The 18,597-nt window shown below is 70.8% G+C and carries 15 protein-coding genes and 1 pseudogene; 7 read left to right on the plus strand and 9 right to left on the minus strand.

Annotated elements, in window-relative coordinates; genetic code table 11:
• Positions 1 to 23: 23 nt before the first annotated feature.
• The 3 genes from LZ198_RS36495 to LZ198_RS36505 all read right to left on the minus strand — a co-directional run bounded on the left by LZ198_RS36495 (position 24) and on the right by LZ198_RS36505 (position 3,049).
• The gene (locus LZ198_RS36495; RefSeq protein WP_253976759.1) at positions 24 to 560 is read right to left on the minus strand and encodes a dihydrofolate reductase family protein; all 537 of its coding nucleotides are present in this window, start codon (positions 558 to 560) and stop codon (positions 24 to 26) included.
• Positions 561 to 964: 404 nt separating this feature from the next.
• The gene (locus tag LZ198_RS36500; protein WP_253976760.1) at positions 965 to 2,644 is read right to left on the minus strand and encodes a hypothetical protein; all 1,680 of its coding nucleotides are present in this window, start codon (positions 2,642 to 2,644) and stop codon (positions 965 to 967) included.
• Between the two features lie 21 nt (positions 2,645 to 2,665).
• Positions 2,666 to 3,049 (minus strand): hypothetical protein, encoded by a 384-nt coding sequence (locus LZ198_RS36505; RefSeq protein ID WP_253976761.1) that lies wholly within the window; start codon positions 3,047 to 3,049, stop codon positions 2,666 to 2,668.
• Positions 3,050 to 3,236: 187 nt separating this feature from the next.
• Between LZ198_RS36505 and LZ198_RS36510 the strand changes: the two genes are divergently transcribed.
• The gene (locus tag LZ198_RS36510) at positions 3,237 to 4,643 is read left to right on the plus strand and encodes an FAD-binding oxidoreductase (protein ID WP_253976762.1); all 1,407 of its coding nucleotides are present in this window, start codon (positions 3,237 to 3,239) and stop codon (positions 4,641 to 4,643) included.
• A 21-nt stretch (positions 4,644 to 4,664) separates the two neighbouring features.
• On the opposite strand, the gene serA is transcribed toward LZ198_RS36510, so the two are convergent.
• From serA to LZ198_RS36525, 3 genes are all read right to left on the minus strand, one after another.
• Positions 4,665 to 5,918, minus strand: a complete 1,254-nt coding sequence (serA, locus tag LZ198_RS36515) for a phosphoglycerate dehydrogenase (RefSeq protein ID WP_253976763.1) — start codon at positions 5,916 to 5,918, stop codon at positions 4,665 to 4,667.
• 182 nt (positions 5,919 to 6,100) lie between these two features.
• Positions 6,101 to 7,756 (minus strand): serine protease, encoded by a 1,656-nt coding sequence (locus LZ198_RS36520; RefSeq protein WP_253976764.1) that lies wholly within the window; start codon positions 7,754 to 7,756, stop codon positions 6,101 to 6,103.
• Between the two features lie 109 nt (positions 7,757 to 7,865).
• On the minus strand, positions 7,866 to 8,243 hold the full coding sequence (locus LZ198_RS36525) for a SpoIIAA family protein (protein WP_253976765.1): 378 nt from the start codon (positions 8,241 to 8,243) through the stop codon (positions 7,866 to 7,868).
• A gap of 217 nt (positions 8,244 to 8,460) precedes the next feature.
• Between LZ198_RS36525 and LZ198_RS36530 the strand changes: the two genes are divergently transcribed.
• Positions 8,461 to 8,787, plus strand: a complete 327-nt coding sequence (locus tag LZ198_RS36530) for a hypothetical protein (RefSeq protein WP_253976766.1) — start codon at positions 8,461 to 8,463, stop codon at positions 8,785 to 8,787.
• 107 nt (positions 8,788 to 8,894) lie between these two features.
• Complete coding sequence (locus LZ198_RS36535; protein ID WP_267145505.1) at positions 8,895 to 10,016, plus strand: serine/threonine-protein kinase; 1,122 nt, start codon at positions 8,895 to 8,897, stop codon at positions 10,014 to 10,016.
• Between the two features lie 60 nt (positions 10,017 to 10,076).
• On the opposite strand, the gene LZ198_RS36540 is transcribed toward LZ198_RS36535, so the two are convergent.
• The gene (locus LZ198_RS36540; protein ID WP_253976767.1) at positions 10,077 to 12,041 is read right to left on the minus strand and encodes a S9 family peptidase; all 1,965 of its coding nucleotides are present in this window, start codon (positions 12,039 to 12,041) and stop codon (positions 10,077 to 10,079) included.
• A 243-nt stretch (positions 12,042 to 12,284) separates the two neighbouring features.
• Here LZ198_RS36540 and LZ198_RS36545 point away from each other — a divergent pair, with 243 nt between their 5' ends.
• From LZ198_RS36545 to hppD, 4 genes are all read left to right on the plus strand, one after another.
• Entirely contained in the window at positions 12,285 to 12,866 is a 582-nt protein-coding gene (locus tag LZ198_RS36545; protein WP_253976768.1) for a hypothetical protein, read from the plus strand.
• Between the two features lie 214 nt (positions 12,867 to 13,080).
• Complete coding sequence (locus LZ198_RS36550) at positions 13,081 to 14,064, plus strand: fumarylacetoacetate hydrolase family protein (protein ID WP_253976769.1); 984 nt, start codon at positions 13,081 to 13,083, stop codon at positions 14,062 to 14,064.
• Positions 14,061 to 14,720, plus strand: coding sequence for a maleylacetoacetate isomerase (maiA, locus tag LZ198_RS36555; protein WP_253976770.1), 660 nt, complete (start codon positions 14,061 to 14,063; stop codon positions 14,718 to 14,720). Before LZ198_RS36550 ends, maiA begins: the two co-directional genes overlap by 4 nt.
• Before the next feature lie 26 nt (positions 14,721 to 14,746).
• Positions 14,747 to 15,910: a 4-hydroxyphenylpyruvate dioxygenase gene (gene hppD, locus LZ198_RS36560; RefSeq protein ID WP_253976771.1), complete on the plus strand. Its 1,164-nt coding sequence runs from the start codon at positions 14,747 to 14,749 to the stop codon at positions 15,908 to 15,910.
• Between the two features lie 69 nt (positions 15,911 to 15,979).
• Here hppD and LZ198_RS36565 read toward each other — a convergent pair whose 3' ends face one another.
• Both LZ198_RS36565 and LZ198_RS36570 read right to left on the minus strand, forming a co-directional pair.
• The gene (locus tag LZ198_RS36565; RefSeq protein ID WP_253976772.1) at positions 15,980 to 18,391 is read right to left on the minus strand and encodes an ABC transporter permease; all 2,412 of its coding nucleotides are present in this window, start codon (positions 18,389 to 18,391) and stop codon (positions 15,980 to 15,982) included.
• Positions 18,392 to 18,449: 58 nt separating this feature from the next.
• Positions 18,450 to 18,597: pseudogene (locus LZ198_RS36570) on the minus strand (ABC transporter ATP-binding protein); the annotation flags it as partial.

Consider the following 18,597-nt stretch of genomic DNA (forward strand, 5'->3'; position numbering starts at 1 on the left):
GTCCCCGGTCCTCGGGACTGGGTTCAAGGATTGACGGCGTACTGGAGCAGCAGGACGCCGGTCCGGTAGACCTTGGTCGAGAGCAGCTCCAGCGGGACGTGCGACGGCAGCCGCGTCACCAGGGGGATGCCGGTGCCGAGCACGAGCGGGTTGAGCTTGATGAGCACCTCGTCGACGAGCCCCGCCGTGAGCAACTGCGTGGCCAGGTCGCCGCCTCCCGCGAGGTAGATGTCCTTGCCCTCCTGCGCCTTCAGCGCGCGAACGGCGCCGACGACGTCTCCGGAGATGAGGTTCACCCGGGGATTCGGAGCCTCCTTCAGGCTCCGGGAGACGACATACGTGTCCAGGAACGGGTACGGGTCCGTCACGTTGAACTTCAAGCCGATCTCATACGTCCTCCGGCCCATCACCACGGCGCCATAGGCACGCAGCATGGTGAGGTAGTCCGTGACGTGGTCTCCCACGTTGGAGAAGCAGTCGAAGGAGTCATCCTCGCGGGCGATGAAGCCATCGAGGGTGGTGGCGACGTGATACGTGAGCTTGCGCTTCTGGGAATGCATACAGGTCTCTGCGAGCAAAGGATTCGCGTGGACCTCACCGCGCACACGAGGAGCGCTCCGCGCCAGGGCGCGTGGTGAGGACTGGAGACACGCCGTCACACGCGCGGTGGCGCGCGAGCGGACGTGGGGTCGAGGTCTGGTGGGTTGCCTGCTTCGCGGACGCTCACGGGATATCGCTCATCCAGTCATCCCCTGTGTCAGGGATGGGCGGGAGCGAGGTCGCGTCATGACGCGAGAGGCAATCAGAGAGAAGAGGTCATGGAAGGCGTGGTGTCCCACGCCGTCGAACACAATGGCCTCGGATGTGTCTGAACGCAAGCCATGAATTGAGTCTGTCTCATGGCGCACTGCGGGGGCTGTCTGTGAGGCGCCCGGTCGGTGGGGATGCCGACCGGGCGGCGAGCTCACGAATCCAGGATGACCTCCAGCAGCAGGTCGTCGTCCGGGTCCTCCGTCACGGCTGGGTCCATGTCGTCACTGTCGTCACCGCGTTGCGACAATCCCGGCGGGAGGGCGCCGCCGATACACATCACCCTCCGGGGCTCCGCTCCGACGCCATCGCCGTCCTGGTCCGGGTACAGCACGTCCCAGTGTGTCAGCGAGGCGTCCGTGTCGTCGCAGTCCGCGCCGGTGGCGGAGGTGAAGTAGGGCGCGAGGAGGGTCTCTTGCGCGCAGAGCTGGCCGCGCTCCGGCGTGGTGGCCCCATCCCCGTCCCGGTCCACGTGGAAGTAGGTGTGCACGCGCCAGCGGGTCGCGTCCTCCTCCGCGCAGTCCGTCCCCTCGGTCGAGTAGGTCGGCGGCGGGGTGCCGTTGGTGCAGAGCAGTCGGGGTTCTCCCGCGCCCACGCCGTCGCCGTCCACGTCGCTCCAGACCCGCAGGGCGGTGTGCACGGTGGCCCGGGTGTCGTCGCAGTCCTGGCCCTGGGGGCTGGTGGCGTAGCCGGCGGGGAGCGAGTCCCCCGCGCACAGCGCGCCCTGCGCGGGGATGGTGTGGCCGTCGCCATCGCCGTCCCGGTGCGAATACGCCAGCACCTGCCAGCGGAGCGGGTCGGTGGGCGCGCAGTCCGTCCCCGTCAGGGCATGGCCCTGGGGCAGGGTGGTGGTCGCGCAGAGCGAGCGCTGCCCGCCCGCGCCCACGCCGTCGCCATCCGTGTCGACGAAGACGGCCCAGCGCTTCTGGACGGTCGCGTCGTGGTCGTCGCAGTCGTCACCGGAGGGATTCACGAGGAACCCTGGAGGAAGCGTGGCGCCGCTGCACCACCTCCCGGACGATGGGGTCGTGTGCCCGTCCCCGTCGACGTCGCGGTGGTCGAAGGCGAGCCACTGCCAGGTGGCGGGGTCCTCCGGGGCGCAGTCGCCGCCCTGGAGCGCGTGGTCCGGTGGCAGCGTCTCTCCCATGCACATCGACTTCGCGTCCCCCGTCCCGTAGCCGTCCCGGTCCGTGTCGACGTAGAGGACCACCGGGTTCCAGGTCCGCGGGTCCGCGTCGTCGCAATCCGGCTCGCCCGGCGCGGGCGTGAGCTGGTAGCCCGGCGGGAGCGAACCCGGCGGCGAGCACACCAGCCCCACCCCGGGGACGGAGTGGCCATCCCCGTCCAGGTCGCGGAACGTGTACCCCCGGAGGACGGACCTCGTCGCGTCCTCGGGCGCGCAGTCCGCCATGGCGAGCACGTAGCCCGTGGGCACGGGCCTGCCCTCGCAGAGGTCGAGGCTCGTGTCCGCGCCCACGCCGTCTCCGTCCACGTCCCTCCAGTACGTGAGGGTCCGCCGGGTGGTGGCGTCGTGGTCGTCACAGTCGGCGGGGCCCTCGGACTCGCGGTAGCCCGTGAGGGTCGCGCCCACGCACGCCTCGACCGGACCTCCAGGGCCCGTGGCGCCATCGCCGTCCGCATCTGGATACAGGCCGCCCACGAGCCTCCAGCGACTCGCGTCCGTGGGCGCGCAGTCCGCGCGGTCCGGATGTCCGTCGCCATCCGCGTCCGGCGGCGCGGGTTCGGTGGGAGGTCCGTGCGCGTCGCCGCACGCGCACACCAGTGCCACCAGGGCCAGCGCGAGGGCGCGCCAGCAGGTTCGCATCACACGCATGGGGATGGTCCTTCCCGGGCCTCAGGGCGCCTGCGTCGCCGCGCGCCGGGTCAGCCGACAGGTGGTCTGGTTGGGGGTGTAGTCCAACTGGACCAGCTCCAGGAGATAGAGGCCCGGCTTGTTCATGGCCAGCAGGGCCATCCGGTCACACCGGCTCATGTGCTGGCTGGAGTCGGTGCTGCTGTTGCCGGAGGCGTAGTAGAAGCGGATCGTCCGAGGAGTGCTCTCCCCTTCCAGGATGCCGGTGAGCTCCACGTTGGTCGCGTCGCGCACCAGGAAGCTGTCCACCGTCACGAACTTGTACGGCTTGTTCAGCTGCGGTGCCTCCACGGCGGCGAGCGCCACGGGAGGCAGCGTGAGGGTGAGCAGGGCGGACAGGACGCGGACCATTCGGCGCGACGTCATCGCGAGGGCTCCAGGCACGGGCACCGGGGTGGGATACCCACGGGGACGGCTCCCGGGAGGAGCGTCGGCCTGTAGACGCACCGAGGTCCTTTTCCTGGCGATGCCCCGGCGTTTTCTCGCGACCGCCCGAGCGAGCGGGGCTTCGCCGCACCTTGTCACGGCGGTCCACCTGCAATACGCCTGGGACATGTCCACCGCCGCGCTCCCCGTCGACTTCCTCCAGGCCCTCGCCGAGGGCTTCCCGTCCGACTTCCTCACGCGGGAGCCGGACGAGCTGAAGGAGTACGGCCGCGACTGGACGAAGGTGTACGCCCCGGCCCCGAGCGCCGTGGCGCTGCCCCGGACCACGGACGAGGTCTCCCGGCTGCTCGCCCTGTGCCACCGGCACGGCGTCGCGGTGGTGCCCTCCGGCGGGCGCACGGGGCTTGCGGGCGGCGCCGTGGCGGCGAAGGGCGAGGTGGTGTTGTCGCTGCAGCGCATGTCCCGCATGGGGCCGGTGGACCTGCTCGGCAACACCGTGCGCGTGCAGGCGGGCGCGGTGACGGAGGCCGTCCACCGCCACTGCGCCGAGCACGGCCTGACGTGGCCGGTGGACTTCGCCTCGAAGGGCTCGAGCACCGTGGGCGGCAACATCGCCACCAACGCGGGCGGGGTGAAGGTCATCCGCTACGGCCTCACCCGCCAGTGGGTGCTGGGGCTCCAGGTGGTGACGGCCGACGGGACGGTGCTGGAGCTCAACGGCGCGTTGGAGAAGAACAACACCGGCCTGGACCTGCGCCAGCTGTTCATCGGCAGCGAGGGCACCCTGGGCGTCATCACCGAGGCCACCCTCAAGCTGACGCAGCTCCCAGGCAGGCAGGACGTGTTCCTCTTCGCCGTGCCGGACGTGGCGGCGGTGCTGCGGCTGTTCCGCGACGCGCGCCAGCAGACGACCTTCCTCATCTCCGCCTACGAGTTCTTCACGGACCGGTGCCTGGCGCGTGTGCAGCGCCACCGCAAGCTGCGCTCACCCTTCGAGGCCGGGAGCGGCTGCTACGTGCTGCTGGAGGCCGAGTCGCGGGACGCGGCGGCGGTGGAGGCCTGGCTGGGGTCGCTGTTCGAGCGGGGCCTGGTGACGGACGGCACCCAGGCGCAGAGCGCGACGCAGGCCGCGGAGCTGTGGGCCCTGCGCGAGAGCATCAGCGAGTCCCTGTCCGCCACGGGCCTGCCGCACAAGAACGACATCTCCCTGCCGGTGGCGGGACTGGAGGCCTTCTGCGCGGAGCTGGAGTCCGTCTTCAGCGCGCGCTACCCGGGCTGGGAGATCTGCCTCTTCGGCCACATCGGCGACGGCAACCTGCACGTCAACGTGATGAAGCCGGACGAGATGGACAAGGCGGAGTTCCTCGCCCACACGAAGGGCGCGGACCCCACCATGTTCGAGCTGGTGCGCAAGCACGCCGGCAGCATCTCCGCGGAGCACGGCGTGGGTTTGTTGAAGAAGGACTACCTGGGCTACTCGCGCTCCGAGGCGGAGCTGGCCCTGCTGCGCGTGCTCAAGCGCACGCTGGACCCCCGGGGCGTGCTCAACCCCGGGAAGATATTGGACGCGTGAGGCGCGCGGGCCCGGCGGACGTCAGGACACGATGCGCGTCTTGATGTCCGTCTTCAGCCCGGCGATGGCGTCACACACCTGGCGCGACACGTCCTGGTCCAGGTCCATCACCAGGTAGCCGATGTTGGCGTCCGTGCTGAGCACCTGCGCGTGGATGTTCGCGTTCAGGTCGGAGACGATGCGGTTGATGTCGCGCAGCACGCCCGGGATGTTGCGGTGGACGTTGAGGATGCGGTGCGTGCCGGGGATGAGCGGCACCTCCACCATGGGGAAGTTGACCGCGCCCGTCGTCGCGCCCGTGCGGAAGAACTTGGAGAGGCTGGTGGCCACCTCCTTGCCGATGGACGCCTGCGCCTCCTCCGTGGACCCGCCGATGTGCGGCGTGAGGATGACGTTGGGCAGGTTCTGCAGCTCCGTGACGAAGCCGTCCGAGTTGCCCTCCGGCTCCTCCGGGTAGACGTCCACCGCCGCGCCGCCCAGGTGCTTGGAGCGCAGCGCCGCCGCCAGCGCGGCGATGTCCACCACCGTGCCACGGCTGGCGTTGATGAGGCACGCGCCCTTCTTCATCTTCGCCAGCTGCTCGGCGCCCATCATCATGTGCGTGGACTGCAGCGCCGGCACGTGCAGCGTGACGAAGTCCGAGTTCGCCAGCAGCTCGTCCAGCGTGTCCACCGCGCGCGAGTTGCCCAGCGGCAGCTTGGTCATCACGTCGTGGTAGAGCACGCGCATGCCCAGCGACTCCGCCAGCACGCCCAGCTGCGAGCCGATGTGGCCATAGCCGACGATGCCCAGCGTCTTGCCGCGCACCTCGTGGCTGCCGGTGGCCACCTTGCGCCACTGGCCCGTGTGCACCTCGCGGCTGCGGTCGAACAGCTGCCGCGTCAGCGCGATGACCTCCGCCACCACCATCTCCGCCACGCTGCGCGTGTTGCTGAACGGCGCATTGAACACCGGGATGCCGTGCGTGTTCGCCGCCGGCAGGTCGATCTGGTTCGTGCCGATGCAGAACGCCCCGATGGCCAGCAGGTCGTCCGCGTGGACGAGCGCCTCCGGGGGCACGTTCGTCTTGCTGCGGATGCCCAGCAGGTGGACGCCCTTGAGCTTCTCCGCCAGCTCGGCGGGCTTGAGCGCGGACGAGGTCCGCTCGACCTGGAAGCCCTCCGCCGCGAGCAGCTCCGAGGCCGACGGGTGGATGTTCTCCAGCAGCAGGGCGCGGAACGGACCCTCGTTCAGGATGGGACGCGTCGGGGACGGCGGGAACCGGGCTGTGCTCATGTCGCTGTGCGTTAGACCCCGGCCCCCAGGCTGTCAAGCGCGGGGTTCGAGGCGGGGAAGCGGGGTGTCGCCGGCTCGTGGGAAGGCGCGGACCGGCGGGCCCGGAGGGTGGGAAAACGACTGCGGGCGGCCCGTCTCCAGGCCGCCCGCGGAAGGGACTGCGGTTCTGCCGGCGGCGTGCGTTACTGGAGCGTCCAGGCCACGGTGCCGTTGCACGAGGTGTTGTCGTAGCAGCCCGCGCGGATCTGGTAGGTGCCGGCGGTGGTGGCCGAGTACGTCGCGTAGGACAGCGTGCCGCACGAGGCCGAGTCGTCGTTGGAGACGACCTGCTGGCCCGTGGCCACGTTGTACAGCCGCAGGAAGGTGTCACCGGAGCCGGAGGCGCCCGTCACCGAGCAGGTGCCGAAGGACAGCCGCTGGCCCGCGGCGACGACGACGTCGCGGTTGACGGTGTTGGCCTGCGCGCTGCTGGTGTTGGAGGCGGAGAAGGTGAACGAGCCGCTCGTGGGGTTGGTCGTGCCGGTCTCGATGACCCAGGCCACCGTGCCGGAGCAGGCGCCCGTGGAGTAGCAGCCCGCGCGGATCTCGTAGTTGCCCGCCGCCGTCGCCGTGTAGCTCAGCTTGGAGCCGTTGCCACCGCACTCGTCGTCGTTGGAGGCGAGCTCCGTGCCCGCCGGTCCGAAGAAGCGCAGGTAGGAGTCACCCGTGACGGAGGCGCCCGTCACGCCGCAGGTGCCCACGGTGATCTTCTGCCCGGCCGTCAGGGCCACCGTCTTGTTGACGGTGTTGATGGACGCGCTGTTGGTGTTGCTGGCGGAGTACGCGTACGAGGTGCCACCCGTCGGCGGGTTCGTCGTGCCGCACAGGCGCTCGTTGCTGACCACGGCGCACAGGGCGTCGATGGCCGGGCGCACGTAGGTGATCTCCTCGCCGTCGCAGTCCGTGCCCGACTCCGAGCAGGTGTTGACGATGTTGCAGCTGCCGCGGGCGATGTAGTCCGTCTCGCCGCGCACCAGGATGCCGGCCACGGTGTAGGTCGCCGTCTCGTACACGCCGGAGCCGGAGTTGCCGGCGAAGGTGTCCGTGCTGGCGACGAAGAAGTCCAGGGTGCTGGCGCGCGCGTTGCGCACGGAGCCGCCCGAGTCGATCTTGAACGGGATGCCGCTGCCGGAGCCGATGACGGCCACGTTGGCGCCCGCGGTCATCGCCGTGTTGCCCGGACGGATGGGGGCGGGCGTGAAGCGCGGCGCGGCCGAGCGGTCCAGCTTGAGGATGGCGTAGTCCAGGTTGCGACCGCCCGACGTCGACTGCCGGCGCGCGACGATGGACTGGCAGGAGAAGATGTCCGCCGTCGTCACCGTCTTCAGGGCGTTGGCGGACGTGCGGTAGTAGTTGAAGACGAAGCGCGTGCCCGAGCACTCCGCGGCGCTGGTGACGCAGTGGCCCGCCGTGAGCACCAGGTCGTCGTCGATGAGCGTACCGGAGCACCACGCCGCCGTCGGGTCGGAGCGGAAGCGCTGGTCGGTGCAGAGGTTCTCGTACGTGCCCAGGTTGGAGCCGTTGAAGGTGACGTTGTCGGGGTTCGTGGCGTTGAAGCCCGACGGGCTCATCAGCGCGACGGTGGCCTGCTCCGCGCGGGCGCGCAGCGTGGCGTCCGTGTGCGCGTACACGTCCGTGCGGTTGTCGGTGCCGTAGATGACCGGGTTCTCCGACTCACCGGTCTCCGGGGGCGTGGGCTCGCCGGAGGTGCTCTCCGGGGCGGGTTGACAGGCGGCGAACGTGAAGGTGCAAAGCAGCGCGCCAAACAGCCGGGCGGCGCCATTCCGGGTGGGGGACATGAAGAGACGACTCCTGGTGGTGAAGAGGGGTGCGCCCCGGGGGACGGAGGGCGGACTATAAGTGAAGTCGGCCCGTGGAACACGGAAGCCTCGACTTCGGTGCAAGGCGTCAGTCGGCGTCCGGATTGCGGAGCCACTCCAGCGCGTCCGCCCGGGTCTCGAAGGTCCGGGTGGGGATGGTGAGCATGGCCCGCTTCGTCATGCGCCAGGCCTGGAGGCCGGAGGGGGCGTCGGTGACGATGCGCGCGGAGCGCTTCATGCCGTGCAGCTGGGCATAGGCGTTGAGGGTCGCCATGGCGCCCACCACGTCCGGAGGCATCACCCGCAACTGGGACTGGTCCACGAGCGCGGACCACTCGCCGCCGAAGCCGACGATGGCCTTCTTCACCTCCGCCAGGTACTCGGCCAGGTCCTCCGAGGTGACCTGCGGGGGATAGACGACCTCGAGGATGTGGTCCTGCGCGTGAACGTTGATCTGGAATGGCATGGGCGGTGACGGCTCCGAAGGCGCGCCATCCTAGCCGCATGTGGTGACACTCCGATACCCGACGCTTCACCCCTCCTGGAGGGCGGGTCCGTTGGCCACCCTGTCCGGAAGCGCGGGGAATGTCAGACCCCCCGGCTAGTGACGTCCCTGCCGCGGAACCGGTACTGGCGCGCGCTCTCGGGCGTGGCCGGCGGGGTCCCTCCGGCAAGGGGGTTTCATGAACAAGAAGCTGTACGTCCTGGGCGCGGTGCTGGGCACCCTGCCGGGACTGCTGCCGGGAGGCGCGGGGCTGTCGGACGGGGCACCTGTCGGAGTCGAGCGGTCGTCGCCGGGTGTCTTCCGGGACACGTCACCGCGGGTGGGCGCGGCGCCGCTGGCTCGGGACGGGGTGGCGCCCGAGGCGCAGGAGGCGGGTGGCCCCGAGGGGCCGCATCACCCGTGCCACCTGATGACGGTGGCGAAGGTGCCCTGCGACGAGGCGCGGGAGGTTTGCGAGTTCACGTACTGGGAGTGCCCTCGGGGTGGTCAGCCGCTGGGGGCGTGAGTCGATGGGGCACGAGTGTCGAGCTGTTGCCCCGTGTTGTCGGCCCCGTGACGGGGGCTCGACGCCGCCGTGACGGCCCCATGGGACGGTCCGGCCGAGGTTTCTTCATGCAGACGCAGACTTCTCATCCTTCCTCCACCGGCGTGGCCGGAGGAGACCCGCGGGTCGGCCAGGTGCTCCAGGGCCGCTTCCAGGTGCTGGCGCCCCTGCGCCAGGGCGGCCAGGGGCGGGCGTACCGGGCGGTGCAGTTGCCGCTGGAGCGGGTGGTGTCGTTGGAGGTGGTGGGCGCGGACGCGGACGCGGCGCTCCAGCAGCGCCTGCTGGCGGAGGCGCGGGCCACCGCGCGGCTGCACCACCCGAACACCGTCACCGTCATCGACTTCGGGCGCATGGAGGACGGCGCCGTCTACCTGGCCACGGAGCTGGTGGAGGGGGTCACCCTGGGGCAGCGGCTGGAGGCCGGGGCGGTGGCGTGGCCGCGCGCGGTGGAGCTGGCGCGGGGCATCGCGCGGTCGCTGCGGGCGGCGCACCGGGCGGGGGTGGTGCACCACGCGCTCACCCCGGAGAGCGTCCTCGTCTCCCGGGACGCGGACGGCGGGCACGAGCACGTGAAGGTGCGGGGCTTCGGGCGTGGGGCGCCCGTCCTGTCGGAGCAGGGGCGGCTGTCGGTTCCGGACATCACCCAGTCGGGCACGCTGCCCGGCTCCCACGCGTACCGGGCGCCGGAGCAGGCGCGGGGCGCGGCGGACGCGCGCAGCGACGTCTACTCGCTGGGCATCGTCGTCTACCAGATGCTGGTGGGCCGGGTGCCCTTCGTGGCCACCGACCCGCTGGAGCTCGTGTTCGCGCACCACAAGGAGCTGCCGCCGCACTTCCGGGCGCTGCGGCCCGACCTGGCCATCCCCGCGCCGCTGGAGGCGCTGGTGCGCTGTTGCCTGGAGAAGCGGCCCGAGCACCGCTTCGCGTCCATGGACGCGGTGCTGGACGCGCTGCGCGCCGTGGTGGACGCGGCCGGCGCGCTGGAGCTGTCCGGGGTGGAGGCGCCCGGGCCGGCGCGCACGCTGTCCTCGGAGGAGACGCGCGCGCTGCTGGTGACGGACCTGGAGGCGGAGGCGCCCCGCGTGCCCGCGCCCGCCGAGGCCCCGGTGTCGCGGTGGCTCGTCGGCGGGCTGCTGCTGGCGCTGGCCGCGGGGGCCGTGGCGGCGGCGGCGCCGCACGTGCTGCGCTGAAGAAGAGCGCCGGCGGGAGGGAGGAGTCCTCCTCGCCGGCGCCCGGACCCGCGGCCCGCGTCAGTTCGTCGCGGCCGTGGGGGCTTGCTTCAGGTACTTGTCCAGGAAGGCGGCGGTGCGCGCGTAGCACTCCGCCTCGTTCTTCTTCTTGGTGAAGCCGTGGCCCTCGTCGGGGAAGACGACGTACTCGACGGGGACCTTGTTCTTCTGCACGGCCTGGACGATTTCGTCAGACTCCACCTTCAGCACGCGCGGGTCGTTGGCGCCCTGGATGACGAGCAGCGGCTTGCGGATGCGGTCCGCGTGGAAGAGCGGGGAGATGGCGCGCAGCATGGCCTCCTGCGTCTGCGGGTTGCCCATCTCCTGGTAGAGCGCCTGCCGCCGGGACTCCCAGTAGGGCGGGAGGTTCTCGAGCGTGCGCAGCCAGTTGGACACGCCGAAGATGTCCACGCCCACGTTGAAGGCGTCCGGGTGGAAGGTGAGCGCGGCCAGCGTCATGTAGCCGCCGTAGCTGCCGCCGATGATGCCGATGCGCGCGCCGTCCACGTAGGGGAGGCTGGCCAGGTACTTCTTCGCCTCGAGGCAGTCCTGGAGCGGCTCGCGGCCGTGCTTCTGGTCGTCCGCGGTGTTGAACGTCTTGCCGTAGCCGGAGCTGCCGCGGTTGTTGATGCCCAGCACCACGTAGCCCTGGTTGGCCAGGTACTGGAAGAACGGGTTGTAGCCCTTGCGCGTCTGGCCGCCCGGCCCGCCGTGGACCCACACCAGCGCGGGCACCTTGTTCTGCGCGCTGGCCTGCTGCGGCTTCAGGAGGATGTTGGGAATCTCCAGCCCGTCGAAGGACTTGAAGCGCACGACGTCCGCCTCCACCAGGTCCTTGGCGTCCAGCTCCGGGTTGAGCGTGTCCGTCAGCCGCGTCGCCTTCTTCGTGGCGAAGTCGTAGACGTAGAGGTTGGTGGGCGAGCGGTCCCCGTTGTGGTGGAAGGCCATGCGCTTCTCGCTGCGGGCCAGGGTCACGTTGGTGATGTCACCCTCGGGGAGGCTGGGCAGCGCCACCGCCTTCTTGGCCTTCTCGTCGTGCAGGCGGATGACGGTGCGCCCGTCCTGGTTGATGACGGAGACGCGGTACGCGCCGTTCCTGGAGAAGTACGTGGAGACCACGTCCCAGTCCGCCTTCTCCACCTCCTCCATCTTCCCGGTGGCGACCCCGTAGCGCACCACGCGGGTGAACTCGGTGCCCTCGTTGGTGAGCAGGTACAGCGAGGAGGAGACCGGGTCGAAGGTGCTGGCGGCCCAGCCCGCGGTGCCCTGGTGCGGCGTCAGGTGCTTCTCCTGCTTCGTGGCCACCTCGTGGAGGTAGACGTCCGAGTCCGCCGTGGTGTTGAACCTGTCCAGGGCGATCCACTTCTCGTCCGGGGACACGTCGCTCACGTCGAACTGGCCGTCGCTCGTGTACAGCGTCGTGCGCGCGAAGGTCTTCGCGTCGTACCGGTAGAGGTCCATGAAGCGCTCGTCGCGCTCGTTGGCGAGGACGTAGAACGCGGTCTCGTCCTTGCTCCAGCCGAAGAACAGCGCGCGGACCTTGTCGCCGGGCGTCAGGTCCTTCTCCTGGCCGTCCGGCGTGCGCACGTACAGGTGCGCCAGCTCGTTGCCGCCCTGGTCGCGCGTGAAGAGGATGCGCTCGTCCTTGGGGAAGTAGCCGACGGCGAAGGTGCTGTCGACGGTGGAGTTCGTCAGCTGCGTGGGCTTGCCGCCGGTGACGGGGACGGAGAAGACGTTGAAGATGCCCGTCTGGTTGGACGAGTAGAGGATCCGCTTCTCGTCCGGGGAGAAGGACGCGCCGTTGATGCGCGTCGTCTTCATGAGCTGCTCGACGGTGTACCGCCGGGGCTCGGCGCGCGGGGCGGGCTTCGCCTCCGCGGCGGGCTTCGGCGCCGGGGCCGGGGTGGGCTTGGGATTGGACAGCGCGAGGGCAGGGGCGAGCGCCATCGCGGCGAGCGCTCGTGGCAGGGTGAACCGATGCGGCATGTGGGCTCCGGGGGCTCCAACCGGGTTGGATTGCCTTCAACACGAACGCCTGGGGGCGCCATTGCACGCGCCCCGCTGCGGGGAGCGGGTGCCCCCCGCGGTGAACGCGGTGAAGACGTCAGCGGGCCGCCGCGAGGCGCGCGTGCCGTCCGGAGGTACTATTCCAGGATGGTGGGGTATTCCCGGAGCCCCGCCGAGTCCTCTTCCTCACCTCGCCCGGGACGTTCGGGGACCTTTCCCATCATGAAGCCCTCCTCCCGCCTCGCGGTCGTGCTCGCGCTGTCGCTGCTGTCTCCCGTCGTCGCCAGCGCCTCCGACTATCCGCCCGACTATCCCATCTGCAGCGTCGACGACACGGTGGTGACCGGCCCCTTCGAGGTCATCCGCCACACGTCGCGGCTGCCGAGCAAGCTGTCCACGCTCACCCTCAGCTACCGGGGCTATCTGCGCGGGCTGTACCCGGACAGCCAGATCCAGTTCTGGGTCCAGCTCAACGGGCGCACGGAGCTGCTGTCCGCCAGCGCGGGCACGCACGACGACGCGTATGTCTTCCTCAACGCCGGCCCGCGCGGCTGCACCAAGTGCATGCGCTACCTGAACACGCCGCTGTGCAACGCGCACTTCGCCGCGGGCGGCCAGGAGGGCGTCTGGGTGTGCGAGCAGCCCAACGCGGTGGAGAGCAACCTCTTCCTCTACGCCTTCGACACCAACCTCAACCTGAACGCGTGGGACATCTATGTCGCCGCCACGGCGGGTGGGCAGTGGGACAGCAACCTGGGCGCCAACTACTTCGCGCGGCTGCCGGCCCGGTCGAGCTGCTGGTAGTTTTCCGTTGAGAGGGCACGCCCCTCGCCCCGGGTGGCCGGTGACATGCGTCCGCGTTACCGGTCACCTCAGGGGGACTTTTCCCACGCTGGACGATTGGCGCGCCGCATCCGACGGGTGTGCTTGACACCCTCGGGGCCCCGGCGGAAAAGCCAAGCCCACACTGAGGCGGCCCTCGCGGTTTCATCTCCATGGGGCCGCGGGGAGGCGGGGAGTGAAGCTCGCGACGCTCAAGGATGGAACCCGTGACGGGCGGCTCATCGTCGTCAAGCGGGACAACTCGGCCTACGCGCTGGCCACCAACGTGGCGCTGACGCTCCAGGCCGCGCTCGACGACTGGGACGCGAAGGAGCCGCAGTTGCGCGCGCTCGCCGCGCAGTTGGAGGCGGACGCGGTGCAGAGCCGCCCGCTGGACGTGCGCGCGCTCGCGGCGCCCTTGCCGCGCGCCTATGAGTGGGTGGACGGCAGCGCGTACATCAACCACGTCATCCTGGTGCGCAAGGCGCGCAACGCGGAGCCGCCCGCCACGCTGCGCACGGACCCGCTCGTGTACCAGGGGGGCTCCGGGGACTTCCTCGGCCCCACCGACGACATCCCCCTGGCCGACGAGGCGTGGGGCCTGGACTTCGAGAGCGAGGTCGCCGTCATCCTCGGGGACACGCCCCAGGGGACGAAGGCCCAGGACGCGGGCAAGCACGTCAAGCTGCTGATGCTGGCCAACGACGTGTCCCTGCGCAACCTCATCCCGGACGAGCTGGCCAAGGGCTTCGGCTTCTTCCAGAGCAAGCCCGCCACGGCCTTCAGCCCCTTCGCGGTGACGCCGGACGAGCTGGGCGGCGCGTGGCGCGACGGGCGCGTGCACCTGCGGGTGCGGTCGGTGCTCAACGGCCAGCAGGTGGGTGACACCGACGCGGGGCCGGAGATGCACTTCTCCTTCTTCGACCTCGTCCAGCACCTGTGCAAGACGCGCAGCTACACCGCCGGCACCGTCCTGGGCAGCGGCACGGTGTCCAACGCGGACCGGGCCCGGGGCATCTCCTGCCTCGCCGAGCAGCGGATGATCGAGACCATCGAGCAGGGCAAGCCCAGCACGCCCTTCATGAAGGTCGGCGACACCATCGACATCGAGATGACGGGCGAGGACGGCAACAGCCTGTTCGGCCGCATCTCCCAGAAGGTCGTGGAGAAGAAGCCATGAAGGGGCTGCGGCTGCACAACTACTGGCGCTCGTCCGCGTCGTGGCGCGCGCGGCTGGGGCTGCACCTCAAGGGGCTGTCCTTCGAGTACGTGCCGGTGCACCTGCTCAAGGACGGCGGGGAGCAGAACACGGACGCCTACCGCGCCATCAACCCCATGCGCACGGTGCCCACGCTGGAGTGGGTGGAGGCGGACGGCACGACGCGCCGGCTGTCCCAGTCGCTGGCCATCCTCGAGTACCTGGAGGAGGTCGTCCCCTCCCCCGCGCTGCTCCCGGAGGACGCGTACCTGCGCGGCCGGGCGCGGATGCTGGCGGAGATGGTGAACTCCGGCATCCAGCCCCTGCACAACACGGCCGTGGTGCAGCGCATCAAGAACGAGCTGCGGGCGGACGAGAAGGCGTGGGCGGCGCACTGGCTCGACCGGGGGCTGGGGTCGCTGGAGGCGGCGGTGCAGCCCACGGCGGGGCGCTTCTGCGTGGGGGACTCCGTGTCCGTGGCGGACGTCTGCCTGGTGCCGCAGCTCTACGCGGCGCGCCGGTTCGGGGGGGACCTGTCACGTTGCGCCACCCTGTTGCGAATCGAGGCGGCGTGCGCTGAGCTGCCGGCGTTCCAGGCGGCCCATCCGGACCGTCAACCGGATGCCGTGCCCGTCTGAGTCTTCCCCCTTCGAGGAGCCATCCCATGGCCAAGCTGGAGTCGCTGGGCATCAAGACGCTGGAGAGCGTTCACTGGTACGTGCATGACCTGGAGCGCAGCCGCGACTTCTACACGAAGGGGCTGGACTTCGCGGAGCTGGGCGTGTCGTCGCCGGACCTGGAGGTCCCGGGCAAGCAGAAGTCGGCCGTGTTCCAGGCCGGCGACGTGGTGCTGATGGTGAGCCAGCCGGTGGGCGAGGGCGGGCGCGCGTGGCGCTACCTGCGCAAGCACCCGGACGGCGTGGGCACGCTCAACTTCGAGGTGGAGGACGCGGAGAAGGCCTTCCGCCTGCTGGAGCAGCGCGGCGCCACGTTCATCAACGACGTCCAGCGCTTCACGGACGACCGGGGCGGCAAGCTGGCGCTGTTCTCCATCACCACGCCCTTCGGTGACACGACGTTCCGCTTCATCCAGCGGGACGGCTACCGCGCGCTGTTCCCGGGCTACCTCCACCACGACACGCCCAAGGGCGGGAAGAACCGCTACGGCTTCGGCCGGGTGGACCACGTCACGTCGAACTTCCAGACGATGCGGCCCATGCTCCTGTGGATGGAGCACGTCATGGGCTTCGAGAAGTTCTGGCACATCGAGTTCCACACCGAGGACGTGGCGGCGAAGGAGAAGCGCGCCCACGGCAGCGGCCTGAAGTCCGAGGTGATGTGGGACCCGAGGAGCGGGGTGAAGTTCGCCAACAACGAACCCTACCGGCCGTTCTTCAAGGCCAGTCAGATCAACCTCTTCAACGAGGACCACCGGGGCGACGGCGTGCAGCACCTGGCGCTGACGGTGAAGGACATCCTCACCGCGGTGAAGGACATGCGCGCCACGGCGGGCATCGAGTTCATGCCCACCCCGGGCACGTACTACGACGCGCTGCCGGAGCGCATCCAGCACATGGGCATCAAGCGCATCGACGAGGAGATCCAGACGCTGCGCGACCTGGAGATCCTCGTCGACGGCGACAAGGAGAACAGCTACCTGCTCCAGATTTTCATGAAGGACGCGGCGAGCCTCTACAAGCAGGCGTCGGCGGGCCCGTTCTTCTACGAAATCATCCAGCGCAAGGGCGACCAGGGCTTCGGCGGCGGCAACTTCCGCGCCCTGTTCGAGAGCATCGAGCGTCAGCAGCAGGCGGACGGACGGCTGTAGTCCGCCGGCGCCCCGAGCCCTCGGGGCCGCCCCGCCGTGTCGACCGGCGGGGCGAGGCCCGGCTCCGCGCTACTCCTCGCGCAGGGCGATGACCGGGTCCACGCGGATGGCGTGGCGCACGGGAATCAGCGTGGCGAGCAGCGCGACGACGACGAGGAACAGCGCCATGCCGGCGAAGAGCAGGGGCTCGAAGGGCCTCACGCCGTAGAGCAGGCCGGACATGGCCCGGGCCGCGGCGAGGGCGCCTCCCAGGCCCAGCGCCACGCCACCCAGCGTGGGGCTCAGGCCCTGGCGCACCACCAGCCACACCACGTCCGCCTGCTTCGCGCCCAGCGCCATGCGCACGCCAATCTCGTGCGTGCGCTGGCTGACGCTGTAGGCGATGACGCCGTAGACGCCCACCGCGCTGAGCAGCAGCGCCACGCCCGCGAAGACGAGCAGCAGCACCACCGCGTAGCGGGGCGCGAGCAGCGTCTCGCCCACCACCTGCGTCATGGGCTTGATGTAGGTGACGGGCAGCTCCGCGTCCAGCTCCGACAGCACGCGCCGCACCGCCGGGGTGAGCGCCGTGGGGTTGCCCTCGCCGCGCACCGCCAGGTACGTCTCCCGCGTCGTCTCCTGGCGCTGGGGCAGGTACACCGCCGCGAAGTCGCCCGCGCCGCTGCCGAAGGTGGCCACCTGCACGTCGCCCACCACGCCCACCACCGTGCGCCAGACGGGCTTGCCGTCCACGCTGTCCACGGTGATTCGCCGGCCCACCGCGCCGCCGTCCGCGAAGTGCCGGCGCGCCAGCGTCTGGCTGATGACGACGGACTTGGGCGCGTCCGGGCCGTCCTGCGGCGTGAAGGTGACGCCCTCGCGCAGGGGGATGGCCAGGGCGCGGAAGTAGTCCTCCGACACCACCTGGTAGAAGATGTAGCGCGCGTTGCCGGGCGCCGGGGGCGGCTCGCCCTCCACCTCCAGCGTGGTGCGGCTCCAACTGGGGCCCAGCGGCAGGTTGCTCGTGGCGGCCACGGCCTTCACGCCGGGCAGCGCGGCGAGGCGGGCGAGGGCCTCGTCCTGGAAGCGCACGATGGTGGCGTTGTCCGGGTAGCGCCGCTCGTTCGTGCCGAACTTCAGCGTCAGCAGCCCCTCGCGCTCGAAGCCCGTGGGCGCGTCCATCATCGTCGCGAAGCTGCGGGCGTTGAGCGCCGCGCACACGGTGAGCACCAGCGCGAAGGCCAACTGCGCGGCCACCAGCACCTGCCGCAGCCGCTGCCGGCCGCCGCCGGAGTTGCGGCCCTCGCGGCGCATCGCGTCCGCGGGCTGCACGCGCGAGGCCCGCAGCGCCGGCGCCAGGCCGAAGGCGAGCGTGGCGCCCACCGCGGCCGCCAGCGTGAAGCCGAGCACGCGCCCGTCCAGGCCCACCCGGTGCCAGCCCGGCACGAAGCGGCCCACGTCGGCGGGCACGCCCGCCCGCATCAGGTGGATGCCCCACAGCGCCAGCAGCAGGCCGCCCGACGCGCCCAGCAGCGCCAGCACCAGGCTCTCCGTCAGCATCTGCCGCGTCAGCCGGCCCTGGCCCGCGCCCAGCGCGCCGCGGATGGCCATCTCCCGCGCCCGCTTCGTCGCCCGCGCCAGCAGCATGCCCGCCACGTTGGCGCACGCCACGCCCAGCACCAGCACCGTGGCGGCCATCAGCACGTACAGCATCAGCCGCACCGGCGCGTCGCCGTACTCCCGCAGGGGGATGGCGGACACGCGGTGGCCCGGGTCGTCCTGCGCCAGGCGCGCGTCCAGCAGCGCGAGCTGGGAGCGCGCCGACTGCACCGAGTGGCCCTCCTTCAACCGCGCCACGGCCTGGAACGAGTGGTCCGTCCACGCCGTCGCCGCGTTGGCGGGCAGCGCCAGGGGCACCCAGAGCTGCGCCGCCTTGGGGAAGCGGAAGTCGGAGGGCATCACCCCCACCACCGTGTAGGGCTCACCGTCCAGCGTCACCGTGCGGCCCACCATGCCCGGGTCCGCGCCGAAGCGGCGCTCCCACAGGGCGTGGCTGAGCACGACGACGCGCTCGCGGCCCGGCGCGCTCTCGTCCGGTTGCAGCGTGCGGCCCTGCGCCGCGCCCACGCCCAGCACGCCGAAGAAGTCGGACGTGACGCGGTAGCCCACCAGGCGCTCGGGCTCGTTGTCGCCCGTGAGGTTCAGGTCCCACGTCTGGAAGGCGGAGACGCGCTCCAGGGACTGGGGGTTGCGGTGCAGGTCGTCCACCACCGCCGCGGACAGCTGGTTGCGCGCGTAGCCCGGCGTCGACTCGACGAGGAAGACGAGCCGGTCCAGGCCGGGGAAGTCGAACGGCCGCAACATCAGCGCGTCGAGGAAGCTGAAGATGACGGTGTTGGCGCCGATGCCCAGCGCCAGCGTCAGGACCGCCACCAGCGAGAAGCCCTTGTCGCGCAACAACCCGCGCACCGCGTACCGGAGGTCTTGCAGCAGGGTGTCCATGGTCTCGTTCCGGGAGGGGCAGCGAAGGGGGGAGGAGGTCGTCCCGAGGCGGCGCGGCTCAGCGCTTCTCGTCGAGGGTGATGCGGCCGTCGAAGAGGCTGACGGTGCGGGTGGCGACGCGCGCGTGCGCCGGGTCGTGCGTCACCATGCAGATGGTGGCGCCGGCCTTGTGCAGCTCCGACAGCAACTGCATCACCGCCTCGCCG

This window comes from Myxococcus dinghuensis, from assembly GCF_024198235.1.
Taxonomy (GTDB): domain Bacteria; phylum Myxococcota; class Myxococcia; order Myxococcales; family Myxococcaceae; genus Myxococcus; species Myxococcus dinghuensis.